The organism is Bradyrhizobium sp. USDA 4341, from assembly GCF_054063755.1.
In genome coordinates this window covers 7,355,854-7,382,418 of the sequence record NZ_JBSSGO010000002.1, presented here as the reverse complement: position 1 = coordinate 7,382,418, position 26,565 = coordinate 7,355,854, and the positions used below count along the sequence as shown (strand labels likewise).

Genomic DNA, 26,565 nt, shown 5'->3' with positions numbered 1-26,565 from the left:
GGTAATTCGACGACTTTTGGGGCTTTCGACCGCCTGCTCGAGCAGGGCCTGCCCGATGCCCCTGGGCAAGGCCGCCATGGACCTGGCCCTCGACGACCATGGGTCGATGAGGCGGCCGAAGTCGTCGGCCGCCACGAAGTATTGTGCGTGGTATAGGCGACGAGCGCGACCATCGGCAGCGCGACCGACTTGTCGGTGCCGGTGACCTTGAACTCGCCGTTCTCGATGACGATGTCGGCCTCCGAAGCCTCCAGCGCATGCGCGGCGATCTTCTTGGCCTTGGCCTCCATCTTCTCCATCGCCTTGAGACCGACAGCCGCCGAGCGCGAGCCGTAGGTGCCCATGCCGAACTGCACCTTGTCGGTGTCGCCATGGACGATCGAGACCTGGCTGATCGGCACGCCGAGCCGCTCGGCGATGATCTGGCAGAACGTCGTCTCATGGCCCTGGCCGTGGCTGTGCGAACCGGTAAGCACCTCGATGGTGCCGACCGGGTTGACGCGGATCTCAGCCGATTCCCACAGGCCGACGCCGGCCCCTAAGCTGCCGACCGCCTTCGACGGGGCGATGCCGCAGGCCTCGATGTAGCAGGAGACGCCGATGCCGCGCAGCTTGCCATCGGCTTTTGCCTTGGCCTTGCGGGCCGGGAAGCCGGCATAGTCGATCGCCTTCATCGCGGCATCGATCGAGGCGTGGAAGTCGCCGATGTCATACGCCATGATGACAGGCGTCTGATACGGGAACGTGGTGATGAAGTTCTTCTTGCGCAGCTCGGCCGGATCGACCTTCAACTGCCGCGCCGCGGTCTCCATCATCCGTTCGATCAGATAGCTCGCCTCGGGACGGCCGGCACCGCGATAGGCGTCGACCGGCGTCGTGTTGGTGTAGACGCCGATCACCTCGGCATAGATCGCCGGGATCACGTACTGGCCCGACAGCAGCGTCGCGTAGAGATAGGTCGGCACTGCCGAGGAGAACAGCGACATGTAGGCGCCGAAATTGGCGTGGGTCTTCACCCGGAGGCCAAGGATCTTGTTGTCCTTGTCGAACGCCATCTCCGCCTTCGAGACGTGGTCGCGACCATGCGCGTCGGTGAGGAAGGCTTCCGAACGGTGTCCGGTCCACTTCACCGGGCGACCCACCTTCTTCGAGGCCCACAGCGCCACCATCTCTTCCGGATAGATGTAGATCTTGGAGCCGAAGCCGCCGCCGACGTCGGGCGCGATCACGCGCAGCTTGTGCTCGGGCGCGATGTTGTAGAACGCCGACAGCACGAGGCGGGCGACGTGCGGGTTCTGCGATGTCGTGTAGAGCGTGTAGTGCTCCTCGGCCGCGTCATAGTCGGCGATCGCCGAGCGCGGCTCCATCGGATTGGGCGCGAGGCGGTTGTTGGTGCCATCCATCTTCACCACGTTCACGGCCTTGGCGAAGGCGCCGTTCACGGCGGTTTCATCGCCGATGACCCAGTCATAGATCTGGTTACCGGGAGCTTCAGGGTGAAGTTGCGGCGCGCCGGCCTTGATCGCGGCGTGCACGTCGGCAACCGCCGCCAACTCTTCGTAGTCGACGACCACAGCCTCCGCCGCATCGCGCGCTAGATTCTTGCTTTCGGCGATCACGACCGCAACTGCCTGTCCGACGAAGCGCACGGTTTCCGGCGCCATCGCCGGCCATGCGTCCAACTTCATCGGGCTGCCATCCTTGAAGGTGATAGCCCAGTCGCAGATCAGGTTGCCGACCTTGTCGTCGACGATCTGCTTGCCATTGAGCACCGCGACCACGCCAGGCATCCCCAGCGCGGCGGAGGCATCGATGTTCTTTACCTTGCCGTGTGCATGCGGGCTGCGGATGAAATGGGCATAGGTCATGCCTGGCAATTTGATGTCGTCCACGAACCGGCCCCTGCCAGTAATGAACCGCTTGCCTTCCTTGCGCACAACGCTGGCGCCAATCCCATCCAGACCCATGTCTGTCTTCCCGAGCAAACTTTATTTGCGCACTTACGTTTTGAAAGCTCTCGATTGCGGAGCCGCGCTGCTTATTCGGCGGCCTGCGAAACCTTCATGCGGCCGGCCGCATCCAGCACCGCCTTGATGATGTTGTGCTAGCCGGTACAGCGACAAATGCTGCCTTCGAACTCGCGGCGGACGATGGCTTCATCGAGCAGATCACCATGACGGCGCACGATATCGACCGCCGACGCTTCGCGTCGATGGCGTCCCGTCGGGGTTAGCTCCCCAACATGTGTGATTCTTTCGTGAGGGTTCTTTCTGTCCGTCTTGTTGACGTAGCGAATGCGTGCGCGTTTAGCCATTCTCGTCTCTCCTGATCTCTCCTAAATCTGCAAGTCCTGAAGGACCAGCATAGACTAACGGTTGGATTCGGCGGCCACCAATCCAGGTAGGTCAGGTGCGCTCCCACCCTTGAGAATTGAGCGTCCGCCATCAACTGAAATTTCGCATTCACAGCATAGAAGACGATCAGCGGACCGAACTCGGTGGCGCAGCTGAGCATCATATGCGGTGCGTCTCGTCGTCCATCACCAGCGCTGGTTACCAGTACCGGCCGTTTTGCTCCCTTACACATCACGAAGGTTGGCAATATACAACCTGACGCTGCGTAAGCTTCAAGCCCCTGCGGGGCGTCCAATTATCCTATGCTGGCAAACGCAATGACCAGCCCATGCGCCTCCCCTGCCGATGCTTGGCTTGTGGTATCGACGGGCTGCCTGGGGTGATTACGCCTGCATTCGCTCGGGGAGCGTCAAGATGATCGTGCATCCCGCGGAAGGTGGTACAGGCAGTCGAGACGCGCAGCGGGTTCGCTGTGCTAATCAGCGCGTTATTGTCGAGGACGATCTTGAAGCAGCCATCGTCAAAAGCCGCTTTCATTTCCTTATGGGTGACGTTGCAGTCGTCCGGCAAGCCACCTTGAGCCTTGGCTTCTTGGACGCTCGCGTTGTATGTCAGTTCGTTCTGGAGGCGCGCGGCAATGTTCATCCTGCCGACGTCGATTGCAATGTCGCGGATGTTCTTACGCACATCTGGATTTCGCAAGGCCGTGAGCCCAATGAGCGTGAGGAGGTGCGCGCGATCGTCTTCGTTCTCTAGGTTGCGCACCTCATTGATACCGCCCTAGGCATCGGCCAACTTGGTCTCGAACTCCGACATGGCTGCTTCGAGCGCATCCGGATCCATGCCGTCGAGCGGGATGCGATTGAAGTAGTTCTGGCATGCCACATCCTGGGTGTTGTTCTTGTAGCTCTGCGCCTTCTTGCGGTCGAAGACCGATACGTGGTGAGCCTTCGTGAGCCTTACCATGCATATTGGCGAACTGGCGCAGGTAGCACTGTGGCACGCAGTGCTGCTTTATTGGCCGATTTCGAGTTTTTCCCATGCAGGCGTCCCCCCCCAGTGGCCATGTTGTTTCCCAGACTTGGCTTGTTTGTGCAAACGCAACCCGCGGCATCCAAATACTCGGACGACCAGCCAAGGTGACAAACCTACCGGCGCTGTTGAATGTTCGCTAGTGCCGCTTATGCGATGTCGCAGGTAGGGCGAGCAGGGTATGAACCTAATTTGACGTCGACAGTTTAGCTCAACCAGATGTAGGAGTATCAGATCAAGTCACGAATCTAGAATCTGTTCGTTTGGCATGCACGGCAATAAACCGGCCCTCAACCCACGCCACGGATGGCAGCCAGGACTGCTCCGCGAGATTGTGCTCGCGACAGCTAGCAAGATGTTGAGTCATGGGATTCCGGGTAACGCCACAGCTGTCGACGTTGCTTGGATGAACCACACGGAATCGAGGCCCTTAGTGTGACTGTAGCGTGAAATGTGATCGATCAGGTTCTGTCGAGCCTGCGCGTAGTTCGCCTGGTGTTTATTAAAAACCCCAAGTGAGCAAGTTACAGGGCCATCACTGAGCTCCCTGCGGAGTTGCACAAACACTCTCATAGCAAGCCTTCTCACCCTTGTAGTTGGCCAGCGCTTGCACCAACGGCGGCGTGACGTGCTGTTTCAGTTTGTCGGGGATAGGCTCAGGACCGCTTAGCGAGTTCAATGCCACCTCGACCAATTCGATTGCGCGATCCTTGTTGCCGCTCTCATAATAATACTGCGCGACCGCCCCATAAGACAGCCACTTGAGGCCACCGTCCCGGTGCGGCGGATTCAGCGCAAGAATGTGTTCGGACAACTCTTTGCCCATCGCAAGGCGCTCGGCAGACGGGAAGTGGGAGTTGTCATTCGCCGGATTGAAGAGTTGACGCAGCGCCTGTTCCATCCACGCCTCATTGTTTTTGTCGATCGCGTCGCGAGCGAATTGCCTCATAACCGGCAAGCCGGTCTGCATGTTGCGCAGCTTATGAAGCAACAGATCCGCATGGCGCCCGCGGAAGGCGAGGTAGTCCGGCATCACCGCGAGGGCCTCTTCGACCGCCGAAACCGCCTTTGCCCAATCCTCCGCCTTCATCGCGGCGAGAATCGGCTTAGTCAACGCCCGCCCGCGCGTCATTTCGTCCATTTCGCGTCGTCCGGTTTCGATCCGCTCTGTGTCGGCGGCTTTAGCTTCATCGCTGGTCCGCCAGCTGCCGTTAAGAACTTTCGGCAAGACGCCATCGAGCTGCATCGGAGGACCGATAAAGGCGATGTGGCCGTCACGGTCAACGACGAACGAGGTAGGAATCCCGACAGAAAAGCTGGATTCCATCCAACGCTTGTTCATTTCGCCTGTGGAGTCGAACCCGATCCGATAGTTCAGGTTCGAGAACTTGTCGGTCAACCACGCGTCCAGGCTTGTTCGGGCCTCGTCCGCCGTTGCAGCTTCTTCGTAAGCTGCGACGCCGAGCACCTCAAGTCCGCTGTCTTTGTATTTCTCTTGCAGCTCTGCTAGATGAGGCATCACTGCCGCACATGGTCCGCACCAAGTTGCCCAAAATTCGACGATGTACACCTTCCCGGGCTGGAAGCTCGTGAGGGGCTCGCCTCGCAGCCAGTTCTCCACCTTGATCGGGGGAGCTTGGGACTCCATGTGCAGCACCATGTTGCTCTCCAAAACCATTGCCACTCGTTGCGCGATTTCGTGTGCTAGCCTGTCTCTCTCAGAAACGGAGCACACGGGTTCAAGAGAAGGAGAGCATCACTCGTTTTGCGCATCTGGTGTGCGCTCAGCCCTCACTCCGTGTTCTGCATCCCAATAGCAACAGGCGTGCCAGCTCAGTCAGCACGCATCAAGCGCCTGACTACGCTTTGAAAACTCCAAGGCGCCCCAAACGCAGCCGGTGTTTTGAACCTGACAGACTTTGTCCCGAGTCAGAACTTGGACACGAATCGCGCGCTTCGCGCCACCAGAAAAGCTGGTTTGTGAGTCACCGAATGGAGCCTGCTAACCCCTTTCCCCGCCAGGCAGGATGAGAGGAGATCGCGATGCAGATCGGAATCGAAATAGCCAAGGCAGAGGACCGCGACGGGTTCGTGGTCGATGACGACGGAATCATTCGAGTGGGCACTGGAGCACGAGCTGCGGATCGGTGCGCCTTAAAAACTGCCAGTGCTCGCCAGCACGCCAAGCGTTTCCTGCACCAACTGGCACTTCGATAAATTTGCTGTTCAGCCGCGTGAATAGCGGCCGGACAGGAGTTTTCGCGGATGTTCGAACAAGGCTGCCGCCCGAAGCGAGCGGCCCGATGGTCATAGACATGCCAGAGAACAATGGTGTGCTGGTCGGTCGGACTACGGAGAATCAAGAAAATCGTGCTGGGCATGGCAGCCCTCATCGCGCAGGGAGGGACTAAGCTAACTTGCTCGAACTTTGATTGCGAATGCTTGCAGACCGTTTGGGAAGCGCCCGACCGCCAAGTCCGCTAGTGTTCATCAAAGTCCATCTCCGATGCGGGCGACAATGTGTTCGCTCTGGTATGAAATCTGCTGTCCCGTTTTTCTGAATAGGCACAAGCATCTATGCCGCGCCGTGGAGGACATAGAGGTTTCTCAACCTCCAAGCTAAGCTCGGATCCGGCGCGCGGGCTGCGGAGGGTTCAGCTCGACAAGCTGATTGACGAGGCTCGAAAACAACAGCCTGTCAAAATCGGCCCCCCTTTGCAATTTTCCGGCCTAGTCAAGAGCACCGCTTCGAAGGCCTTGCGTTGGTTTATTGTCCGGAGATCTCATAATGGTGCGCTAGCTTTCGAGAAGCTGACGAGCCTCGGCCCGATGCTTGGTTCGACGTTGAGAACGCCGTCCAGCCTTAACCGGCAGGGATGTTAGCGGCAGCGACAGCTGAACGGTGAATGTCCTGTGCGTTCCCCCGAGCTGCGGTGCTCAGAGCTGTAAAGAATGGACGACTAACTAACCTCGGAGCCCGCTTGGTCTAGGCCGACGGAAGATTGAACGCCATCTACGTCATCCAGGATTTCCTGCCTCAGCTTGGGCCCATGGCTTAGCCGCCGGCCCAATGCCGCGACGAAGTTATCATAGCGCGCTCCCGCTTGTGCCCGCGCGGCCTTTGCGGCCGGCTCGGGGAGTGGCGGTGTCGTCGTGAGCCAGAACCGGATGAAGAGTGCGATGGTCTCGACCGAAATCCCGACATCCCGCTCGAGGCGAGCGATCCGGCGGTCGATCTGATCGAGGCGCTTGGCAATAGCGGCCTCCCGCCGCTCGTCGGCGTCGGGCGACAGGAAGGACGCGATCGCGGCCTCTGCGATGAGCGATAGCGATTGCTCTCTGCGGGCCGCGTAGGCCGAGAGCGCCTTCATGACATCAGGATCGAGATAGACCGACATCTGGGATTTCTTCTTTGGCGTGGTCATGCCTGCCTCACAGTCCGAGATCGTCGCCCTGATCGAGCGACGCCTGGCGCGCGACGCCCTGCATCATGTCGTTGAGGCGCCCGATCCTCGGGGCATCTTCCTCGAGTTCGTCCGCAAAATCCGAGGCGAACTCGTTATCGAGGGGCTCTCTCCTCTCCACGGCGTCACGAACCAGCTCCGGCTGCTGCCGGCGGTCGGCCGTCTTCGGATCCTCTGCGTCGTTCGTGTCGTCGGTCGACGTCGGCGGTACGGTTGGGCGCGGCGGTAGGGGCCGCTTACTCCAGTCGTCCGGGCGGCAGTCGCTGGGCTTCGTCAGCGCCGGAGGCGCCAGGATGCGCTCCTGGAAACGTCGGTCCTCGTAATAGCGCGCCTTTTTGGCGCGGATCGGATGGAGGCCCGACATCATGACGATCTCATCTGATGGCGGGAGCTGCATTATCTCGCCGGGGGTGAGCAGCGGACGGGCGGTCTCTGACCGAGACACCATGAGGTGACCGAGCCAAGGGGCCAGCCGACTGCCCGCATAGTTCTTCATCGCCTTCATCTCGGTCGCCATGCCCAATGCATCGGACACCCGCTTCGCGGTCCTTTCGTCGTTGGTCGCGAAGCTGACCCGAACATGACAGTTGTCGAGAATCGAGTTGTTGGGTCCGTAGACCTAGCGCGCTTGCCTTCATGAAGGTTATTCGGAAACGAACCTTAAGCCGCAGCTCTGGACGAAGTAGCGCAGGCGTTTGCTCTTGGAGCCGCCGTGCGCCGCCGATTTGGGATCGCCGATGTTGACCTTCAACTCGGAGACAAGGAGATCGGCAAAGCCGGCGTCGGAAAAATCAAACCGAGGCCAGGAGATCAGACAAAGTCTTTGCGGTCGTCAGTGAGCCGCAGGTCGATGGACCGTAAGCCACTCACGACGTGCGTCCGCGCATCGGATTTATGATCTTAGCTCCGGTGAAATCTCTCTCGTTGTCCGTTACGACGGTACATTCGTTGGCTGCCGCAACCGCTGCGATGATCATGTCGAGCCCGCTGCGCGGCTGTCCGGCGATTTTGCCCTCCGCCATCAGGCGCGCCCAGATGAGCCCGGCCTTCTCATCGAATGGCAGAATGCGGCCCGCGAACAAGGCCTGGGGTCCCTCCGGACCGGAGAACCATGCATCGAGAGCGTCCCGCTTCTTCCCGCGCGGCTTTTCAAGGATCCCGCGCCGGATTTCCGCGATCGTTAGTGATGCGATGAATAGATCCTCGTCTCGCTGTGCTGCCATCCAGGCCAACAGTGACTCGGACGGCTGCGGCTTGACGACGTTACTGATGATGTTGGTGTCGAGAAGATAGCGCGTCACAGATCGACCTTGCGCCCTTCTTCGCGCGGGCGCGTCAGGTCGAGATCGGCACCGACCAGTGGCGAGCGACGCAATGCGTTCAAGATGCCACCGGGCTTGGAGGGTGAGACGGCCTGTTGAACCGTGCGGCGGAGATTACCAGCTTCCGGCCCTTCCTCAGTCAGCTTGCGCGCAAGCGCTCTGATGAGGTCGCGATCGGCCTCGAGGGCTTGGAGTTCGAACCGCACAATGCCGCGCTTCGTCAGCCGGGATCGGTAATTTTCGATCGCCCTTTTCTGTGCGCTCTTGCTCACTGATCGCCTCCATATTATATCCGGTTATATATCCGAATATTCGGCTCGCGGCAAGGCCCCGGCTCGCTTGTGACGGCGAGAGTACGGCGATGATAAGAGGTCGGAGACTATGTGCGACGTCGCGACCACCCAGATGGCGTTTTGGACTGGTCATCACGAAGATGTTTTTCCTGCGGCCGACTTTGCGACGTCTCGCTCTGCTGCGCCTCTGATTTCGGATCAGCGCGCGGGTGCGATGCAATGCATTGATATTACAAGACGTTTTCTCTTGTCTAACGGCTGCAATTCGTCATCTTCGTCTCGAGGCGGAGCAATCGCCGCAACGGCAAGGACGCAGTGGTGGCGCGACCGAAAGGAACGAGAGCCGAAAAGCTTCGCGTGGTTGTGGATGAGGCGCCCGAAGCCCCGGCTGCGTTCTCGCCATGTCCAAGCCTGATTCTCGCCTTATCAACGTGGTGCGATTGCTCGCGCGGCAAGCCGCGCGGGATTTCGTTCAAGCTGAAACGAACAGCCGGAAGCGTGACCGTCTCCCGGACTAAGGAGGCGTCTGCGCATTCCAGGGATGGTGATCAGGTGTTCCAGGCGATGGTGATCACGGATTCCAGTGATCGCGATCAGGTGCGGAGGCGAACACGGCTGACGGGTTTATGTGATGCTGGAAATGGCCCTTCGTCAAGGCTGGCGGGTTGGTTCGAAGATCGTTCCGGCGGTCCATGGGAGGGCCCCGTGCGCGGCGCGGAGTGCCCCCACGAGCGACGGAGCGACGCGCGCGGGAGGGGGGGCCTGTGGGCCGGCGGGGCGATCGTGCGCGAGGTGCTCACGGTTTTTTCTTTTCGCCAGCCTGACGCCGTAGACTGTCGCCTTTGAGGTCGATGCGGTGAGCATTGTGAATGATGCGGTCCAATATCGCATCGCCGACGTCATGCCATTGCGACACGGGGACCTGACTTGTGATCAACAAGGATCCCTTGTCGTAGCGATCATCGACGATCTCAAGCAGATCACGACGCTGGTCGGCGGTGAGCGGTTCAGGTCCCCAGTCGTCGAGGATGAGGAGATTGACGCGCTCGAGCGCGGCGATCAGGCGCGCCAGACGGCCCTCGCCGCGCGCCTGGGCGAGATCGGCGAACAGGCGCGATGTTCGCTTGTAGAGGACGGAAAAGCCGTCGCGGCAAGCTTTGTTGCCGAGCGCACAGGCAAGCCAGGACTTGCCGGTGCCGGTTGGGCCGACAATGACCAGGTGGTTGGCATCACGGATCCATTGGCAGGTGGCGAGGGTTTGGAAGAGCGAACGGTCAAGGCCGCGAGCGGTGCGATAGTCGACGTTCTCGATGGCGGCGGCTTGACGAAGCTTGGCACTGGTTAAGCGGCGCGTGAGGCGGCGGTTGTCGCGAGCGGTGACCTCGCGATCGACGAGGAGGCCGAGCCAATCGGCGTGCGGCATCTCGGCCGCCTCGGGATTGTTCTGTAGTTCGGCGAGGGTATCGGCCATGGCGGCGAGGGCGAGGGCGCGCAAGCGATCGATGGTGGGGTGAATGAGCATGCTGATCTCTCCTGGTCAATTGTAGTAACTGCGGCCACGGATGTTGGTGTGGAAGAGGATGGGCGCCTCCTCGGCGGACGGAGCGGTTCTGTCAGTGCCATTCTTGAGGATGGCGGCGACCGATTTGTCCGAACGGGCGTTGAGCAGAAGGGCACGGGCGCAGGCGGCGTCGACGCGCTCCTGGCCATAGCGCTTGACCAGCCCGAGAATGCCGATGCGGAGCGGAAACCCTGTTCCGGATGTGGTCGCGACCGCAGGATGACGTCGATCAGGGTGTCGGCGTCGAGGCCGACCTTGGCGGCTTCGGAACGAATACGCTCATGGGCCAGTCACGATAGCGGCGATGCGAGCTCGGCATATGCTCGGAAATCGTCGTCGGGCGATGCGCCAGCGTGCTGCGCAGATGCGACGCCACCCGCTTGCCGCGCAGGAAGATCTCGACGGTCTTTTGGGTAATGCGAGCCTCAACCTCCTGATGCAAGAGGTTGTGAGGGACGCTGTAGTAATGCTTGGCGATCTCGACGTGATAGTCGAGGTTGACCCGGCAGCGCTTCCACTCGGCATACTCGTACGGTTCATCCGGCAAGGGGGTAAGCGCCGGATGATCGAGCTCCTCGAACAGTTCGCGCCGACTTCGCCGCCAGCTCCGGAGAGGTCGATCGTTCAGCTCGACAAGGAGCGCGTAAATTGCCTCGTTGAGGGCGGCGAGCGAGAAGAAGCTGCGGTTGCGCAAGCGTGCCAGAATCCATCGCCCGACGATTTGGACCCCGACTTCGACCTTGGCTTTGTCGCGCGGACGATACGGTCGCGCCGGGACGATGGCGGTGCGGTAATGGCGGGCGAGATCGGCATAGGTCCGTTTGACCATCGGCTCGTGAAAGCAGGCCCGGGTAATGCCAGCCTTCAGATTATCGCTCACCGTCTGCCGCGTCGTGCCACCGAAATAGGCAAAGGCCCGAACGTGCGAGGTGATCCAGTCCGGCAGGCTCTGGGTGAGGCTGGCTTCGGCGTAGGTGTAGTTCGAGGCGCCGAGCACGGCGACGAAGATCTGCGTGCTGCGCACCTCGCCGCTGAGCCCGTCAACCACCTCCATGGTGTGACCGGAATAGTCGACGAAGAGCTTCTCACCGGCGATATGGACCTGGCGCAGGGTCGGCTTGAGGCGGCCGGCCCACTCCTTGTAGCGTTCGCAGAACCACGCATAGCTGAAGCTGTCGGAGTTTGCGTCGCAATACTCCTCCCACAACAGCATCAGCGTGGCGTTCGGGCGCGCCGCAGCTCGCGATGCACGAGCGCCCAGTCCGGATGCGGCCGCTCGTCGCTGAGCCGATCGGAAGGCGGCGGAAACAGGCGGTTCTCGAGCCGGACGTCGTCATCCAGCTCCGGCGGCAACGGCCAGGTCAGGCCGGCGCGGCGAGTTCGATTGAGGTACTTGCAGACCGTGCCTTGGGCCAGGCCCAGGCTGCGGGCAACGGCGCGTTGCGACATGCCGACGCTGTAGTGCAGGCGTAGAACTTCACGAATGTGGCGCATGGACAGTCTCTCGGTCGGCATCTCGATCCTCTGCGATTAGGCAAAAGACCAAGCTACCCGGGTTGCAGACTGTCAGCGGTGCGCGCCTCCTGGTTGCTCCCGATCGCGATCGCTGGAAATAGCGATCACGATCGACTGGAAATGGTGATCACGATGCTCTGGAATGGGTGATCACGATGGCCTGGAATGGGTGATCACGATCGGCTGGAACGCGCAGAGCACCCCACTCTGTCCGCCTAACGCCGCCGCTGGGGATACTGCCTCAGCCCTGTCGGACGCAGGCGCGGCTTGCTCCATCCTGCGTGAAGGCAGTGCTGGGGAGGCCTGTTTCCCCGACAGCGCGCTGGGCTGCGGAGCGTTTTCCGATCGAGATCCGAACTCACTCGCTCGGCGAGACTTTTGATGCGTCTTTGCCTGTTGATCTTCCTCCGACTTGTCAGCGGCGAATTTGAGGCTTCACGACACTCGCGCTCGCGAACCTCTCGGCACTGCCCGCAAGTATCGGGTTGGCTTTACGATCGCCCACCAGTCTTCCATCAACCAAATATACCGCATGCTGTTCTCGGCAATGTTGCGACGATCATTTCTGCCGGGTTATCACTCCGCTTTTCGTTGATTTCCCCAGCCTCGAGAATCATCACACGTATCCCAAGCTCATGATCGATGGCATGCCAAGTCGGCCATTCAGTACAGTGACAATAAGGGTGTAACAGTGAAGCATTTCAGATGTCGTTGTAAAGCGCATCACCTGATGTGGCATCACCAAAACTATTCCACAATCGGAGGATACTGCGACTGCGCACCAAGCTCGCGACGATCCCTTCGTCGCGCCCCTAAAGCTGCCCATGGAGACCTTTCAGTGCAGGAACCGCTGCTCGATTTGACCGTCGATGACATTGCACCATCGGGTGCGAGCCTGACCGTCTATGACCAGGAGCACTTGGCTACATACTGGCGGCTGCTTGACGCTGATGCTGAGGCTGCAGATTGGCGCGAGGTAGCGCGCGTTGTTCTTCACGTTGACCCTGCTCAAGACTGGGATCGGGCGCGTCGCGCTTTTGACAGCCATCTCGCTCGGGCAAAGTGGATAGCAGATGACGGTTATCGGCAGCTTCTCCGCAGTGACGCTCGGAACTAGACGAGTGGATTCACCTCGCAACCCATGACGCGTCAAGCCGGCGGAACCCGAATGTCGGCCTTTAAAGAGCCGACTCAATTAATTGAGCTCCAATAAGCAAAACAATCACTGTCCCCGGGTGCGCCCAAGCATGGATGGGAATGCCTTTACTGTGAGCCCTTGCGGCCTAGGCACCTGTTCCGGCGGCGTTGCGGATAACTGGTTCCTGAAAGGCTCACGGCTCGTGGCGGGCATCGCCTAAATACTTGGCGACGACCCGAGCCGATTTCCTCCGACATGTCAGCTACGCGAAATCCCGTCAGTGTATCCGATGCCTGACAGGCCTATCGACGATGGCAACACGGCTTGGCCGCGACGAACTCATATGAGTTCGCACAGAAGAACACGAGCCATTCATTCGCAGAGGCGGACACATTATTTCCAGTCACCTACCAACCTGATCAGTTGATCAAGAAGACAGCCACATGGCATGCATCCGCGTCTGTGAACCTCTCAAGAACGTTGACCTCGGATTGGGTCGAGAAGAATGAAACGGCTGCTCCTGGGCATGATAGTCATCGTCTTGCTGGTCGCAACTGTCGCCAGTCCGGCCGCGCCGCTCTGCGAGCGAAGCGGTTCTGATATCGGTCTCAATCGCGGCGATGGCCGTCGATGTTGGGAATTAGTCAACGCCGCAGATGTGGTCCGTGCGCCATCTCCTGCCCTGACGTATCCTGGTCCAACAGGAAGACCGGTCGGCGGTGAAATCGGCTTCCGCTGGCAGATCGCCAACTCGGTGTTTGGAATCGCGATGAACGGCACTGCGCCAGTCCCGAGGGCTCTAACGCTAAACTCATTCTGCCGGGCGTTCAGGGTGAACGCAAAATTGTTACCCGTAGCCCCGTTAAGGACCCACTCGGTGACGCCTGGAATGACGTCCTCCTGTACGCAACAGGCGCTACTGCGGTCGTCATCAATAAATATCAGGCCTGCGACCTTGCGACTCAGCTGCCGCTCGTCAACGGCAGCGAGGGCCAACAGGGCTGTGCAGCAGGCGTGGACATAAAGTCTTCTTTTCTGCCCACTTGGCAGCGCTGAGTACGATTGCGTGCTCATGGCCCTCCGATCGTTGGCTTTTGCTCAACCGGAATCGCAGGCTTTTCCAACGAGCTGCCCGTAGGAACTGCCCGCGTTGGGCAGAACATCAACGTCGGCTTGGTCCACGTGAAAACTAACGGCTGGATGTCGCGGGCGTGCTTGTTGGTGTGAATCCATGTCGAACGACAAGAGGCACTGATGTCCAGAATTTTGGCTGTTGGGACGGCTTTGCCACCGTTTCGGTTCTCTCAGACCGACCTCAAGGCTTTAGCGGGTCACCACTTCGTATCCAGAATGGAGAAGCTGAAGAGATATCTTACCGTATTCGATCATGCGCTAGTCGATCAGCGGTTCTTTTGTGTTACGCCCGAATGGCTTCTCGGCGAGCATCGCATAAGTGAGACCAACCAGATATATTTGGATTGGGCGAAGGAGCTCGCGTGCAAAGCGACGGTGCTCTGCCTCGACCGGGCTGGGGTTAAGCCCGAGCAAGTCGATCGGGTTTTGTTCGTCTCGACGACAGGGATAGCGACCCCTAGTCTCGACGTGGACCTGATCTTCAAGGTCGGGTTGCGACCAGATGTGGGACGGACGCCGATTTTTGGCCTCGGATGCGCTGGGGGAGCATCAGGAGTTAGTTTAGCAGGAGCCCTTTGCCGAACAACCAACGAACGCATTCTCCTCGTTGCTGTGGAGCTGACTTCCCTTACATTCCAACCGAATGATCTCACGCCAAAGAACGTTGTCGCCTCAAGCCTCTTTGGAGATGGCGCTGCCGCGTTATTAATCGGGCCAGCTGAAAGCGGCTCTGGCAAGCTGGATATCGTGAGAAGTACGAGTTTGCTTCACCCGCACTCGACTTCTCTAATGGGCTGGCATTTTGGCGACTCGGGATTTGAAGTCGTGGTCTCCGAGCGCATTCCGTCAATGATTAGCGAATTGATGCCACGTGCGATGAGCTCGTTGCTCGCGGAGGCTGGCGTCGTTCCTGGCCAAATAAGGAGCTTTATCTTTCACCCTGGCGGGAGAAAAGTATTGGAAGTTTGTGAGCGGGGCCTTGGCAGGTCCTCTGAGAGCTTTTTTTCCAGCTATGAGACGCTTCGACTTCATGGAAATATGTCGAGCGCAACTGTGCTATTCGTGCTGGAACACGTGCTGGCGCATGAGGAGCAAGCGCCTGGATCATACGGTATCTTAGGTGCCTTCGGGCCAGGCTTCTCAGCCGAACTGACGCTACTAAAATGGGCTGACACGGAAGCAGCACAGCCAAAGCCCGTCGACCTCGAGCCGCCGGGCAACCAATTGACGCGGGTTGCCTAGTCGTGATCGGCATCACCAAACTGTGCGCTTGGTGCTGTCGAGTGCTCGCGTGCCCGAGATGCTGCCGCTGGTCAGGTCTGCTCAGCAGCGTCCGCGAGACCGCTTGCAGTTACAGCATCGCTCCTGAACCGATCTGGCTGCCCCCTCTTAGGTAACCTCAGACGGCGATTTGATCAATTTCCAATCTTCGTCACGGTTTAGTCGCATGCACTGCCCTGCTGGCCTTGAAGGCCGGAAAGCGCTTTCGCTCGATTTTCAGGTACTCGCCGTTCGATGAATGACGCCTTGCGAGTGCAATAATTCGAGCCCGCTCCCGGCGACATTTAACATGTCGCACGTCGCGTCCACCTTCACATCGGTCGCATGCAGAAATTCCTGCACTGTCCGCACCGCGACACGTGCCAAGATCGCGGGATCCGATTCATCCTCTGCGGCCAGAGTCCAGACCTTCTCGGCAAGGCATGCATTCAACGAAGAGGTCCGCCTCAGTTCGGGCACCATCCGGACGGCATCATCAGAGCACATCCCAGCTCAGTACACACTTTATTTGAGACTATTTTGTAGGTCCCATGATGCTACTCAAAATAGACTCTGTTCGTGCCGGCTCCGACTCAGCCCAGCCAGTCCTTCCGAAAAATGCAATCCGGCATTCCTTGGCGCGTCCCTCGGGTGAGTGTCGCAGTCAGTCAGGCTGGCCAATTTGGCTCTCTTAGGTCTCTAAGCGCGTCAGCTTGTCGACAGCTGATCCTAGTAGAGCGAGAACCAGTGAGCGACACTATCTGCTCGGGATTGCGAACCGACTCAAACGGAGGGGACATGGACCCATTTAACAGCATCAACTCATTCAACCAAAATCGCGCTGCTCACAACGCCGCGGAGCCGCAACAGCAGCAAGCGGAGTTTGAGCCGTACTTGGATGAGGTGACGCAGCTTGATACCAGTGCGGTCGCAGGGGTTCCTATTTCTTCAGATCACTACTATCCTCATTTGTCTGACGAGGACCGTAGACTCACCGAGGTGTTGGAACTTGGGCACCATAGGGCCCGCCCCGAAGACGCAGTTACCAGACGCCTCGGGGGCGCCGCTGCGCAGCACAGCGCGCCGCAGGAAGCTTTAGGTTGGCTGAACGAGCTGACTGCGGAACATCACGGTCAGGATCCGCTGCGAGGGATGATGGGCGAAGCCATCCTAGCATCGTCTCTCATGCCAACCGCGCGCGATCACCAGGCACCGGATCCCGGAGCCGTGCATCACTTCAGCTGGAGCGATAGCTACCAGCCGGCTCCGACCGAACTGACCGGGAGCTCCCCCCTTTCAAGGCACGAGGTCCTCATGGGTGAGGATTACACGGGGCAGTTGAGGCCTGCGAAGAGGCAGAGGACGCTAAATCAGCTGGAAGGGGATGCCATTGGGCGCCAGCTGAGCGAGTCCGGCAATTCAGTCGCTCGTGTGCTGATGGAAGACGCCGGCGCACCGTCGCCTTTCGGGCCAGCGGTCGGTTCGCCGTTCGTCCTTCCCGCGGAAGACTACGTTCAGGATCAGCTGTGGGCGATGATGGAAGACGCCGGCCCATCGTCCTCTCGCGAGCCGACCGCGCGCCATCACCAAGCCCTGGATTTAGGAGAGGCCGTTCGTTCCTTTAACTCGCGGCACGACGACCCGCACGCGCCTGCTGCCCTTGACAGTAGCAGCGTCCCGCCGAGCCAGGACAGCCGCCCCACCCGTTTCGTGGTTCACAATGACCGCTACACCGCGCTGTTCGTGCCCGCGGCGGAGATGAGGCGAACCACCCCGCTCAATCCGCCAGGCACTGGCATTCGTCTCGGATCTCGGCCGGAAAACGTTCCGCAGCCCAGCGCGCGGCCTGCGAATCGAGCCTCGCCAGCGTTGCTTGGACGGTCGATGGAGCAAGCCGCTCCGTCGTCCGCCAGGGCCGCGACGACATCTCCGGCGGCCCGCGAGGTTTATGCTGCATCATTCGCCGTTCCCGAGGATTTTTCGCACGGCACCCAACCCGCCTCGGCCACGATGCTCTCGAAGCTCGGCCGCTGGGGCCTGTTGCCCGACGCGACGCAGCCGGTAAAACAATACGACATTCGCGGCGAGCGCTACTTCGCCATCGTGGGGCCGGGAGGTCCCAATGACGTTCGGCTCATCCATGAACAACGAATGGCGCCGACGGACACTCCCGACGCTAGGAGCCCGTCCAGATAGCTCTGGTATCGGGCTCGTTAATGGACGATAGCTTGCTCCAGCGACTCTTACGAGCTTGGCGACCTTATGGGCGGTGCAGATGAGCGCTACCCGTCCCGATGAACTTGCGCGCATCATCGCTCAGCGACTCCTCGTTCAACCGAACGGCCATCGCCTCTTGTTATTGAAGAGCCGGCCGCCAAAGCTGCGAAGAGAAACCTACGGTGTTCTTGACCGTACGTTTAGCGGCATTGCCCTTCGTAAGGCCCTCCTCAAGCCCCGAAATAAAGGAAGCATCCTCGGAGTAAAGAGGCTGCTTCCTGCGTCCCATTGAAACCCCAGTCGACTGAACTGGTGCCAACTGATGACGACGGTTCTGGTTGGTCCATCAACCCCAGATGCACATCCTGGTCGTGGCCTTCCGCAGCTCCTCTGGCCAACGCCGTGCTGCGGCGTCGTCGATTCGCCTCGAGTCTGTCAGTGCCGTATCTTCGGGATCAGCAATGGTCGGGATACCGGGTGCGATCGCCGTCGCTTTTACGCCGACCGACTTCCGCAGCTGAGCCAGTGCTACGCCGACGTTGCCGCCAAAGCCAGTGTCCTGGTTATAGCTCTTGATATCAGCATCCAGCGCCTCTGCGGAAAGCCGGCCAGCAATCCCTTCCTATTTTTTTAGGCAGAGTCGCCGAAACCTCTGAGAGCAGGGCATAGATCCTCCCAACTACGCCACCGACGCTCGCTCAGTTCGCTGAGATTTCGATCCGATAGTAGCAGCACCGAAAACAATGCAGAGATCGAAGAAAAATCGAACTTGTGGTGGAGGCGCGATTAAACGACCCTGCCAATTCTTGCAGGAGATTTGCGGGACTTAGGTCAGTTAGCTTGCTGGATGTTAGTCACTTTTGGAGATATTTCAGTGTTGATTGTTGAAACCATTTTGAAGCCAGACCGCTTTGGCGGCATCGGACTTTTCTCCGCTACCGCCTTCCACGATGCGCACTGCGCCTCATGGCTTGAAAACCTCCCGCCAGAAGGATGCTTTGAAGGCGGCTTGCAGCGTATCCGCCGACATTGGCGCGATCCAGGGCAATCGCCCGAACCACCGCACGCGACCGATATCGCAAAATTGCTGTAACAACATCCGAACTAGTTCAACGAAAGCCATAGAATGTCGATCTGGCGTCGTCGGAGCGCGTCTATGGACAGCAGTGAACGATTGATCGCTCCCAAGTTGTTCTCGCCCAGAGCACAACAGGAAGTCGCCATCTCTCCAAGACATCAATGTAAAGCGAACCGCAATTGAGCGGCTCCATCAGCCCGCCGGTCCCCTCGATCACTACCGGCTGCCCTCCAGGATCTCACACATTCTGTATGCTGATGACGAAAGCAAGACGGCCGACGGCGCTCACATGCGCGTGAGCGCGCCTTCGATCTCGCCTGCCTCGATAGCCAGGCATCTCGCTCGAAAAGCCCTTGCCGAGATGCGCGACGTACTGGATTCGGTTCAGTGCTGCTGCTCCCAACGCGACCGGCGCTTCCAATAGAACAAAGCCGTCCGCCATTGTCTTGTACGAGCATGGCAGAGTCCTTTGGCAACTCCTTTACTGTTGTCGCCGTGACGGCAGACAATGTCTCGGCGGACGGGCCAGAGCAGCGAATCTGGATCGCATTCGCCAAACCGAGCCAGGCTTCGACATTAGTGCTGTCCCCGAAGGTTGGACAGCGGAGGTTGTGGACATGGAATTGACGGACAAACAGCGACGAACGTTCGAGGAACTTAACGTCAAGCTCGGCGATGTTTACAGATTGAGGAAGTATAGCCTGCTGCATCGCAGCTACCTATTCAACGCTTACGCCGTTTGCTCTCAGCCTGTTCGCGGCCTTAAGCTGGTCTGCGATGTGATCGGAGATGTCGCCGATTTCAGCTTGCAAGTCGGCCTGGATGTTCGGAAACCGAGCCCGTAATAGCGAGACTCAGCCCGTTCGTTGAATATCTCAAGTGCGGCCCGAATCGAGCTCCTCTGGAGCGATCGGGCCATCATAGCGGGAACACCCTGGAGCGCGCGGGGCTGGCGTTGCTGGTGACCATGATCATCATCGGCGCGCCGATCATCGCGTTCCGGCAATTCTGGCGCCGGCGCCGCCGACAGCGATCATGGGCGCGATGATCGCGCTGTCGACATTGATACCGACGCCGACGATCCTCATCCTGCCGGTGCCGGTGTTGGTGCCGCCAGCGCTGGCCCGCTCGCACGCAGCCCCTTAGGCTGAAAGTGTCAACGGTCGTTTATAAGACCGATGCGGCGAATAGCGGCCACTCTTATCGAGTCTGCCAATTCTTTGGGAAAGCCCTTGGGGAGGCCCTTTATCACTTTCGCAAAGGCTACCTCGAAGTTTTCGACGAGATCCTCAAAGATTGCGTGGACTACGGCCGGCCCAACGCCGGAGATTTCGGCGGTCTGTAGGAAATGACGCGGCAAAATATCAGTCATTCCATAGTGGCGATTTTTGCCGACCCACATTGCAAGTTTAAAAGCTTTGCGCTGAATTTGTCCGGCGTCGAGGCTTGGTTGCGCGCTCAAGACATCATAAAGCGGCGTGAGTCGGAAGCGCCCGCCGGGGCTCAGGAATAGGCTAAAATTCTTGGCGTGTCCGTCGGTTGCGCCGATGAGCCAGAACACGATGCTGGCCCGCAAAAATGTCGCGATGTCTTCGGTCGGTTCATCGCTACCCTTGAGCAGTTGCAGGATGTCTTTCATGCCGGGGCCGCCATCCGATTGATATTTCCGGGTGGTGGGTACGGATAGAGCCTGGCAGCAATCTTCCTGAGGAAGGCGCAGCAACCTTTTATCATTGGTCCAGCGCCTATCGAAGCGCTCGACGATCAACGTGCGGCGACCACCAAAATCGGCGATCTCGACGTTCGCCGTTGGCACGCCAAGCGCGGCCAGCAGCTTAAGGCAGAAATATTCGTTCTCGACGCTGTTCGAGAGATCGGTCCCGTTCGGCAAACGACCGATTTGCGGTTTGAGAATGTGCGTCGTCGCCGTGGTACCAGTCGGCTTGTACCATTTGCCATCTCGCCGCAGCAGGGCGGTCTTCTCCTGGGCACCAGCGATGGAAATCCGGAAATCGTCGTCTTCCCCCATCCCAAGTGGAGCGCTCGCAAGGTTCTTGATGATGGCGGCGACATCGCGGTCGGTGACAGCCTTCCCTTCGATCGTACCGGCAGGTCCAGGATCGACACGCTGTGGAAGAAACTGGAGTGCACCAACGCAATCATGCCCGAGTGCAGAGAGCATGCTGTAGGCGTCAGTACCTTTTGCCCCCACCCGCTCCGCGACTCGTTTGCGTATCTGTTCGCTATCGGGCAACAGGTTGTCAAACACGGCGATGACAGGTGCGCCGATATAGCGGTCTTCGCGCAAGGGCAGCGATAGCGAGATTGGGAAGGTCGATTCCCAGGAGAGCCATTGCGGAGTGTAACGAAAATCGATCGCACCGCTGGACTCGCGCCGGAGCATGCCTGCCAGGCGTGCGTTGACGAACACATTCAGGGGCGCGTTTGCTGGAGGCCGGCCCATCAGAAAATGTCCTCGATGTCAGTCGAGGTGGCCTTGCTGCGGGTACGGACCACCAGTTCAAGATTGAGCGCGGCCAGCGCCTCCATGAGGGTGCGGAGCTGAATGGCAGGCTCGCCCGCTTCCAGTCGGGATACGGTGCCCTGACGCAGATGGATCTGCTTTCCTAAGCCTGACTGGGTAAGTCCGGCCTGTCGGCGGGCCCGCCGTAGAATGGCGCCGAGTTGCTTTTCCGTACGAGCAATATGCTGCGTCATGTGAATCTCCGCGTTCAATATACGCGAATCCGTATATATCGTCAATATACGCGAATCCGTATATCGTAGTGATATACGCGTAAGCGTATATGAAACAGATATACGCGATCGTGTATCGGCTATTCTCGATTGCGGGCCGTGCGGGGTGGTGCTTGGCAAGTCAGTGTTCGGCAACATTCCAAAATGTCATCGATCGCCGCCATCAATGCTGGCGTACTCGAGGCGTGCTTATCCGTCGTGCCAGATGGTCGCAAAGACGCATCTGCTGTTGGGATCGAAAATGCGGCTTGCTCGTCCTTCTTGATCTCCTTGCGCTTGGCCCGAAGCAACTGAGCGAGGCAGCGTCCCTCAACCGCATTGACCAGAAAGTGGCCGGTCGGTTTGTCCTTGGGTTCGGGTTCGACGACAGGAAATTGCAGCATGCCGAGGATGCGATACTGGCGGCGAGAGCTTCGACTTCAGCCTTTCGAATTTGGCATCTTACAAGCATTCTTGGGCGACTTCTTAAGGTTTGCCGCGCGGCACCATCACGACGGGCTGCGGCGGAGGTCTTGGTTCTGTTGTTTTTCTCCTTAAGCTGAGTTTGTGCGCAGCAAAAAAGCCGCCATAACCCCTGCCTCGCAGCGCGTAGCGAGGTGTGCAAGGCGTAAGGGCTGAAGGAAGTTGGAACAACTTTTTTGGGGCACCGCGGACCGTGGGGGGAGCCAAAACCGAAGGCCTGTCCTTGCGCCGCGCTGAGGGGCGACGCCCCTAAGCTGCTGCTGCGGCAGCGGCGATACAATGCTTTATAGAACAAAAGGCGCGCAGGGCTTGGGAATAGAAGTATTTCCAAAGCCTCGGGGAGAGTGGCGCTCCGGCGGCACCGGCCTTTGAGCCGCATCCGTCTGACGCGGCAGCGATAGCGACGGCGGCTGACCGCCGAACCGCTTCAGCGAGTGCCCCGGCGAGGAGAATCTTATGTCTTGCGCGAGTAATCGTGACCCGAGGCCGAGACAGCATACTCGGTGAGCTGGCGCATAGACGAGGTCGTCACCGCGTGTAATGGCGATCTGCGCAGCGCCCTCAAGGTTCTCTTCCTCGTCAATGAGCAGTTTGAGCACATTCTAAACTGTTTGAACGCCAAATCAGCATATGCGGCGGCATCAGCGACAGCAGGCGTTGCATTGCAGCGACAATCCCGACAAAGTAGGTGGCCGCACACAATTGGTAAGCAGTGGAACAAAAGCCGGGCCAATTGCCTGATCCTTTGCGCATACGCGCGCCGGCTGAACCCTGCGTGCATGCGCGGTCATCTGTGTGAAAACAGGCGCCTTCTGTTCGGTGCCCACCAAATTGTCGTAAACTCCCCATGCACAGAAGCACAACGAGTGCCGCGCCCAACAATTGCAGCGCGCCTATTCATCTTGCCGGCGATTGCCGCGATCAGCTCAAGCTTTGAACGGGCCGCAAGAAGCAGGCATTCTTATTGCACTCGTGAGCTTCGTCCTGGCATGCGTCAGGAATGTAGAGCACGGGGACGCGGGTCCAGCCCACATCAAGCTAGATGACGTGCAGAGCAAATGAAGTGCAATGCGCTCGACCTCGCTTCGAAGTGATCAGGCCGGTGATCGTGCCTCGGACGGATCGAGGATGGGCAAGCAATCTACTCGGCGGAAACCGGAGCCGGTCCTCGTTCCGGCAGACGAACCCTTGACCCGCCGCGCCGTGTTGGGTGCAACGATCGGCAATATTCTCGAATTCTACGACTTCGGGACCTACAGCTTTTTCGCCATCCAGATCGGTCAGGCGTTCTTCCCGGCAAGCGACCCGTTCGCCAGCCTCATGCTGTCGCTCGCAACCTTCGGCGCGGGTTTTGTGACCAGGCCGATCGGGGCAATCGTGCTCGGCTCGTATTCGGATCGGGCCGGACGCCGGCCCGCGATGACCGCCAGCTTTGTCCTGATGAGCGCCGCGATCCTTGTGTTAGCGCTCACCCCCTCATACGAAACAATAGGAGCTGCTGCTCCGCTCGTGGTCATTGTCGCGCGTTTGGTGCAAGGCTTCGCGCTCGGCGGTGAGGTTGGTCCGACAACTGCCTATTTGCTGGAAGCGGCGCCGGTCGAGGGGCGCGGTCTTGCTGTCTCGTTTCAGCCTGCCAGCCAACAGATCGCTGCAACGGCCGGGGCGCTTGTTGGAGAAATACTCTCCCTGACCATGACAAGCGAGGCACTCAACGCGTACGGATGGCGGATCGCGCTCTTGCTCGGCGCCGTTACGCTGCCGTTCGGATTTTGGCTGCGGAGCGGCTTGCCCGAAACGTTGCACCGGCCCCAAGCGCCGGCTCCGGGCGTTCACCCTGTAAGAAGATTGCCTGCCACTCGCCGTATTATGAGCTTGGGATTCGTCGTCCTGGCCAGTTGCACGATCATCACCTACGTCACGGGATATATGACCACCTATGCACTGAACACCCTACAAGTTTCTGCGCCTCTCGCCTTTGGCACGACGCTCGTTAGCAATACGGTAGGAATTGCTGCCGCGCTGCTGGGCGGCGGGCTCGCAGACCGCGCGGGCCGCCGGCACATCATGATATGGCCGCAGATCGCTGCGTTGTTGATGACCTATCCGGTGTTCTTCTGGATCTCAGAGAGCCGCAGTGCCCTCGCACTTCTCGGGGGTCTCGGCGCGCTCACACTTATCGGAACGATTCCGTACAGCGCCTTCTATGTGAGCATGGCCGAAGGTTTGCCCAAGAACATTCGTGGTGGCGCCTTCGCGATCATCTACGCTTTTGCGATAGCGATCTTCGGAGGCACAGCTCAACCAGTCGTCACCTGGCTGATCTATCTTACCGGGAGCGCGCTGGCGCCCGCCTGGTACATGCTTCTCGCTAGCGCGGCTGGGCTCCTTGCCATGCTCATGATGCCGGAGACGGCACCGCTCAAAATTAACAGCGCCGTAAACAAGCAAAGCCCGCTATAGCGGGGCGAATGCGCTATTTTTCCAACGTGCAGCAGCGCGTGCTGGGGCTCATCTTCGGCAATCCTCAGCACAGCTTCTATACGTCGGAAATCTTTCGAAGCGTCCGTTCCAGCAACCGGCCTTACTTACTATTTGCGCACCGCTGCAGAGCTTCACAGCGCTTCATGAGCTGCTCAAACGGCTCAGGTTCGCCGAGAAGTAATCCAGCGTCGATCGTCTTTTGATAATCGGCCTCAAGGTCCTTACGCATCTTTTCGTCGGGAACTAACTGAAGCTTGCCGGATACCGCGGCGTGATAGTCGATGACATTGCCGTCGCGATCTTTCTCCCGGAAGAACTTGCTCTTCCAATCGGCGACTTCCTGCGCCAGCACTTTGTCATCGAAGGCAGCTTGCGCAAATCCCTTATCATCGAGCTTCACGAGATCGTACCAATGGCGCGACACACGATCGCCCGCGATACCCTGAGCGCAAAGAACGTGGACGGCCGTTGCTTTCTCCCAAACGGTGCGCTTGGGAAGCATGATTTTTGGGGTCGCTACAGGAAACTCGAGTTCGGGCAGGGATTTCGCCGCATTGCAGGTGATCTCTCTCGTCTCGGACGGCTGACCGGTCGAGCGCGCACCGAATTCAAGCTTGATCCAGGGCGGAACATAGTCCGAGCCCTGGATCAGCTTTTCATAGTCGACATAGATGACATCGTTCTCAACACGGAACGTGACGTCGACTCCTGTAGCTGCTGCGTGTTTCTGTAGGACAGGAAGGGTCTTGTCTTTGACCCAGTCGGTGAGCCGCTCGCGCGCAAGCTTTGTCCACTTGTCGGCCTGGCTTCGCGAAGCGGGTATGGGTGGGTCGCCCGTGGCAAGCTCAGGAATGATCCGGCGGATATCGTAAGTGAGATCGATATCCTCCGAGAACCGTTCGATGACGTCGTAACCTTTGGAGAGGGACGTACCTCCCTTAAAGACAAGATGCTCACCCAATTCAGAGTCAAAGAGTCCTTGCAGGGTCCAAACGGCCCAGATGTCCTTCTCCAAAAGATGGACCGGGCGGCCTGAGGCGGTGGCGGCGACGCCAAGTGCCTCAAGCCTCTCGTCACGAGAGAGCGTCAGGTAAAGTTCAGCCATGATTTAGAAGGGATTGGCTGACGGATTTCGACATCCACGGAGGCATCGCGCGACGCAGCGCGACGAGATCCTGCAAAGTGTCGTCGGGCAGCTTGCGCTTCAATACCTTAAGAGCCTCGCCCGCCTCTCGCTCGCCGAGCCAGGCAAGAGCCCGGATTGCCTGTCCAGCAATCGAGTCTGTCGGCAGAAGCATCCAGTGCGGTGCATGCCGCATCTCAACCGTCTGTGCTCCGAGACGAAACTGACGATCAGGACCGGAGGTCAAATAGACGAGCTTTGTCGGCACTTGCGTAGTGAGACCAAGTTTATTCGCGGCCGCGGCTCCGTGTGGAACGATCGTTTCCGCGTGCGTGGAAGCCAGCGCTTCGATGACCTTTTCGGCAGCCGGCGCGCGTATGCCAAAACGTGTTTTCACTGGCAGAGCGTAGAGCCCATGGGCAAGACGCATCAACTCGTTGCGTTTGGCGAGACGCTTCAAAGCTTGATCGACCGCAGCACGGCTTCCCAAATGCAAAACTTCCTTAGCACCGATCAAAGTGCCTTCTGGAAGTGCTTGGGCGTAACTCAAAATACGCTCGGCGACGGTTTGCATGGCTTCCCTCCGTTGTCAGAAACATAAGCCAATTTCTGACAACGCGCAAGGTTTATCTTAATACACAATAAAAATCAATAACTTATCCGCTACTTGATATTACTCAGCAGGGGCCAAAATCAGAACGGCAAGTGAGCGTGTAGGGTCTCATTGCTCGGGGCATCGAACGGTGGGCTCAATCCTCAAGCCCTCCGTCGGCAAACGAGATAGAGGCGGCAGAAGCGCGGCGTGGAGGGCCAGGAAAAAACGTGGGATCGGACATCGCGAACGCGATTCCGACTCTCCCTTGAACACTCTATTATGGGTGCTGGGTATCGAAGAACACGCACACTGAAAGATTGGCCGTTGCACACTTCAGCGGTTAGCAGGGCACAAACTACAGATCGCGACTACCTTAGCACCACGCCCGGCTTGGATACTCAACGGAGCCCTGCTCGTCCGTCAGCCCGGAGGCTTCCGTCCTCAATAGTTCTTCCCTAAGATCTCCGCGCCTACTTCGGCCGAATAGCGGGGCTTTTTTGTCTCAACATAGCTTGCCGAAGTTCTTAGAAAGGCCTTCTCCGAAGACCCATCCCTCCCTCAAAGTGCCGGCACGGAGCCCTGAGGCTCGACAGCTTCCCTTCGGCAAGCTACAAAGGAACATACAGCGAACAAAACCCTTCTGGTTGCGAGTCCTCGCGATGCATCTCGACTGAAGTATTTCCCCAGTAGATCATGAAGTTAGGGGCAGCGCAGCTCGCCCCTTCTCTGGATGACGCCGATTCAGGAGTGGTAGCGATTGTCCTTGTTCCGTCATTTGC

General features: G+C 59.0%; 20 protein-coding genes and 4 pseudogenes. 8 read left to right on the top strand and 16 right to left on the bottom strand.

All coding sequences use genetic code 11. The features are described 5' to 3' along the window. Both ACVIGB_RS40885 and ACVIGB_RS40880 read right to left on the bottom strand, forming a co-directional pair. Window positions 1-1,967, bottom strand: a pseudogene (locus ACVIGB_RS40885) (xanthine dehydrogenase family protein molybdopterin-binding subunit); the annotation flags it as partial. A 71-nt stretch (window positions 1,968-2,038) separates the two neighbouring features. After that, window positions 2,039-2,200, bottom strand: a pseudogene (locus ACVIGB_RS40880) ((2Fe-2S)-binding protein); the annotation flags it as partial. 568 nt (window positions 2,201-2,768) lie between these two features. Here ACVIGB_RS40880 and ACVIGB_RS40875 point away from each other — a divergent pair. Next, window positions 2,769-3,110, top strand: a complete 342-nt coding sequence (locus tag ACVIGB_RS40875; protein WP_456718393.1) for a hypothetical protein — start codon at window positions 2,769-2,771, stop codon at window positions 3,108-3,110. Between the two features lie 24 nt (window positions 3,111-3,134). Here ACVIGB_RS40875 and ACVIGB_RS40870 read toward each other — a convergent pair whose 3' ends face one another. Beyond that, window positions 3,135-3,320, bottom strand: a complete 186-nt coding sequence (locus ACVIGB_RS40870) for a hypothetical protein (RefSeq protein ID WP_456718394.1) — start codon at window positions 3,318-3,320, stop codon at window positions 3,135-3,137. A gap of 601 nt (window positions 3,321-3,921) precedes the next feature. Next, window positions 3,922-5,046, bottom strand: coding sequence for a TlpA disulfide reductase family protein (locus ACVIGB_RS40865; RefSeq protein WP_456718395.1), 1,125 nt, complete (start codon window positions 5,044-5,046; stop codon window positions 3,922-3,924). Between the two features lie 383 nt (window positions 5,047-5,429). Between ACVIGB_RS40865 and ACVIGB_RS40860 the strand changes: the two genes are divergently transcribed. Next, window positions 5,430-5,603 (top strand): hypothetical protein, encoded by a 174-nt coding sequence (locus tag ACVIGB_RS40860; RefSeq protein WP_456718396.1) that lies wholly within the window; start codon window positions 5,430-5,432, stop codon window positions 5,601-5,603. A gap of 743 nt (window positions 5,604-6,346) precedes the next feature. On the opposite strand, the gene ACVIGB_RS40855 is transcribed toward ACVIGB_RS40860, so the two are convergent. The 6 genes and pseudogenes from ACVIGB_RS40855 to istA form a co-directional block, all read right to left on the bottom strand. Further along, window positions 6,347-6,811: a CopG family ribbon-helix-helix protein gene (locus tag ACVIGB_RS40855; RefSeq protein ID WP_456718397.1), complete on the bottom strand. Its 465-nt coding sequence runs from the start codon at window positions 6,809-6,811 to the stop codon at window positions 6,347-6,349. A 7-nt stretch (window positions 6,812-6,818) separates the two neighbouring features. After that, window positions 6,819-7,466 (bottom strand): annotated as a pseudogene (locus tag ACVIGB_RS40850) (type IV secretory system conjugative DNA transfer family protein); the annotation flags it as partial. A 250-nt stretch (window positions 7,467-7,716) separates the two neighbouring features. Then, a complete protein-coding gene (locus ACVIGB_RS40845; RefSeq protein ID WP_456718398.1) occupies window positions 7,717-8,151 on the bottom strand; it encodes a PIN domain-containing protein in 435 nt (144 codons plus the stop codon). Next, on the bottom strand, window positions 8,148-8,444 hold the full coding sequence (locus ACVIGB_RS40840) for a hypothetical protein (RefSeq protein ID WP_456718399.1): 297 nt from the start codon (window positions 8,442-8,444) through the stop codon (window positions 8,148-8,150). The genes ACVIGB_RS40845 and ACVIGB_RS40840 overlap by 4 nt, the downstream gene beginning before the upstream one ends. An 817-nt stretch (window positions 8,445-9,261) precedes the next feature. Next, entirely contained in the window at window positions 9,262-9,987 is a 726-nt protein-coding gene (gene istB, locus ACVIGB_RS40835; protein WP_456718400.1) for an IS21-like element helper ATPase IstB, read from the bottom strand. A gap of 15 nt (window positions 9,988-10,002) precedes the next feature. Further along, a pseudogene (istA, locus tag ACVIGB_RS40830) lies at window positions 10,003-11,541 on the bottom strand (IS21 family transposase). Window positions 11,542-12,379: 838 nt separating this feature from the next. Between istA and ACVIGB_RS40825 the strand changes: the two are divergent. The 4 genes from ACVIGB_RS40825 to ACVIGB_RS40810 all read left to right on the top strand — a co-directional run bounded on the left by ACVIGB_RS40825 (window position 12,380) and on the right by ACVIGB_RS40810 (window position 18,383). Next, window positions 12,380-12,658, top strand: a complete 279-nt coding sequence (locus tag ACVIGB_RS40825; RefSeq protein ID WP_456718401.1) for a DNA -binding domain-containing protein — start codon at window positions 12,380-12,382, stop codon at window positions 12,656-12,658. Between the two features lie 1,275 nt (window positions 12,659-13,933). Next, on the top strand, window positions 13,934-15,055 hold the full coding sequence (locus tag ACVIGB_RS40820) for a type III polyketide synthase (RefSeq protein ID WP_456718402.1): 1,122 nt from the start codon (window positions 13,934-13,936) through the stop codon (window positions 15,053-15,055). Between the two features lie 816 nt (window positions 15,056-15,871). Then, window positions 15,872-17,269, top strand: coding sequence for a hypothetical protein (locus ACVIGB_RS40815; RefSeq protein WP_456718403.1), 1,398 nt, complete (start codon window positions 15,872-15,874; stop codon window positions 17,267-17,269). 895 nt (window positions 17,270-18,164) lie between these two features. Continuing rightward, window positions 18,165-18,383, top strand: coding sequence for a hypothetical protein (locus ACVIGB_RS40810; protein WP_456718404.1), 219 nt, complete (start codon window positions 18,165-18,167; stop codon window positions 18,381-18,383). Between the two features lie 61 nt (window positions 18,384-18,444). On the opposite strand, the gene ACVIGB_RS40805 is transcribed toward ACVIGB_RS40810, so the two are convergent. Beyond that, window positions 18,445-18,561 carry a hypothetical protein gene (locus tag ACVIGB_RS40805; RefSeq protein WP_456724955.1) on the bottom strand — a complete coding sequence of 39 codons (117 nt, stop codon included), beginning with the start codon at window positions 18,559-18,561 and terminating at the stop codon, window positions 18,445-18,447. A 424-nt stretch (window positions 18,562-18,985) separates the two neighbouring features. Between ACVIGB_RS40805 and ACVIGB_RS40800 the strand changes: the two genes are divergently transcribed. Next, complete coding sequence (locus tag ACVIGB_RS40800) at window positions 18,986-19,213, top strand: hypothetical protein (protein ID WP_456718405.1); 228 nt, start codon at window positions 18,986-18,988, stop codon at window positions 19,211-19,213. A gap of 311 nt (window positions 19,214-19,524) precedes the next feature. Here the strand turns inward: ACVIGB_RS40800 and ACVIGB_RS40795 are convergent, their stop codons facing one another. The 3 genes from ACVIGB_RS40795 to ACVIGB_RS40785 form a co-directional block, all read right to left on the bottom strand. Continuing rightward, entirely contained in the window at window positions 19,525-20,832 is a 1,308-nt protein-coding gene (locus ACVIGB_RS40795) for a type II toxin-antitoxin system HipA family toxin (protein WP_456718406.1), read from the bottom strand. Then, window positions 20,832-21,086 carry a helix-turn-helix domain-containing protein gene (locus ACVIGB_RS40790; RefSeq protein ID WP_456718407.1) on the bottom strand — a complete coding sequence of 85 codons (255 nt, stop codon included), beginning with the start codon at window positions 21,084-21,086 and terminating at the stop codon, window positions 20,832-20,834. The genes ACVIGB_RS40795 and ACVIGB_RS40790 overlap by 1 nt, the downstream gene beginning before the upstream one ends. A 119-nt stretch (window positions 21,087-21,205) precedes the next feature. Continuing rightward, window positions 21,206-21,508: a hypothetical protein gene (locus ACVIGB_RS40785; protein ID WP_456718408.1), complete on the bottom strand. Its 303-nt coding sequence runs from the start codon at window positions 21,506-21,508 to the stop codon at window positions 21,206-21,208. Window positions 21,509-22,715: 1,207 nt separating this feature from the next. Here ACVIGB_RS40785 and ACVIGB_RS40780 point away from each other — a divergent pair. Continuing rightward, window positions 22,716-24,047: an MFS transporter gene (locus tag ACVIGB_RS40780; RefSeq protein ID WP_456718409.1), complete on the top strand. Its 1,332-nt coding sequence runs from the start codon at window positions 22,716-22,718 to the stop codon at window positions 24,045-24,047. Between the two features lie 121 nt (window positions 24,048-24,168). Here the strand turns inward: ACVIGB_RS40780 and ACVIGB_RS40775 are convergent, their stop codons facing one another. After that, a complete protein-coding gene (locus ACVIGB_RS40775) occupies window positions 24,169-25,173 on the bottom strand; it encodes a nucleotidyl transferase AbiEii/AbiGii toxin family protein (protein ID WP_456718410.1) in 1,005 nt (334 codons plus the stop codon). Further along, window positions 25,166-25,765, bottom strand: a complete 600-nt coding sequence (locus tag ACVIGB_RS40770) for a DUF6088 family protein (protein ID WP_050420737.1) — start codon at window positions 25,763-25,765, stop codon at window positions 25,166-25,168. Before ACVIGB_RS40770 ends, ACVIGB_RS40775 begins: the two co-directional genes overlap by 8 nt. Window positions 25,766-26,565: the final 800 nt, after the last annotated feature.

Coding starts and splice junctions, on each gene's coding strand:
- ACVIGB_RS40875 (WP_456718393.1), top strand. CDS start 2,769: ATGATCGTGCATCCCGCGGAAGGTGGTACAGGCAGTCGAGACGCGCAG.
- ACVIGB_RS40870 (WP_456718394.1), bottom strand. CDS start 3,320: ATGGTAAGGCTCACGAAGGCTCACCACGTATCGGTCTTCGACCGCAAG.
- ACVIGB_RS40865 (WP_456718395.1), bottom strand. CDS start 5,046: ATGGTGCTGCACATGGAGTCCCAAGCTCCCCCGATCAAGGTGGAGAAC.
- ACVIGB_RS40860 (WP_456718396.1), top strand. CDS start 5,430: ATGCAGATCGGAATCGAAATAGCCAAGGCAGAGGACCGCGACGGGTTC.
- ACVIGB_RS40855 (WP_456718397.1), bottom strand. CDS start 6,811: ATGACCACGCCAAAGAAGAAATCCCAGATGTCGGTCTATCTCGATCCT.
- istB (WP_456718400.1), bottom strand. CDS start 9,987: ATGCTCATTCACCCCACCATCGATCGCTTGCGCGCCCTCGCCCTCGCC.
- ACVIGB_RS40820 (WP_456718402.1), top strand. CDS start 13,934: ATGTCCAGAATTTTGGCTGTTGGGACGGCTTTGCCACCGTTTCGGTTC.
- ACVIGB_RS40815 (WP_456718403.1), top strand. CDS start 15,872: ATGGACCCATTTAACAGCATCAACTCATTCAACCAAAATCGCGCTGCT.
- ACVIGB_RS40805 (WP_456724955.1), bottom strand. CDS start 18,561: ATGGAGCCGCTCAATTGCGGTTCGCTTTACATTGATGTCTTGGAGAGA.
- ACVIGB_RS40800 (WP_456718405.1), top strand. CDS start 18,986: ATGGAATTGACGGACAAACAGCGACGAACGTTCGAGGAACTTAACGTC.
- ACVIGB_RS40795 (WP_456718406.1), bottom strand. CDS start 20,832: ATGGGCCGGCCTCCAGCAAACGCGCCCCTGAATGTGTTCGTCAACGCA.
- ACVIGB_RS40790 (WP_456718407.1), bottom strand. CDS start 21,086: ATGACGCAGCATATTGCTCGTACGGAAAAGCAACTCGGCGCCATTCTA.
- ACVIGB_RS40785 (WP_456718408.1), bottom strand. CDS start 21,508: ATGCTGCAATTTCCTGTCGTCGAACCCGAACCCAAGGACAAACCGACC.
- ACVIGB_RS40780 (WP_456718409.1), top strand. CDS start 22,716: ATGGGCAAGCAATCTACTCGGCGGAAACCGGAGCCGGTCCTCGTTCCG.
- ACVIGB_RS40775 (WP_456718410.1), bottom strand. CDS start 25,173: ATGGCTGAACTTTACCTGACGCTCTCTCGTGACGAGAGGCTTGAGGCA.
- ACVIGB_RS40770 (WP_050420737.1), bottom strand. CDS start 25,765: ATGCAAACCGTCGCCGAGCGTATTTTGAGTTACGCCCAAGCACTTCCA.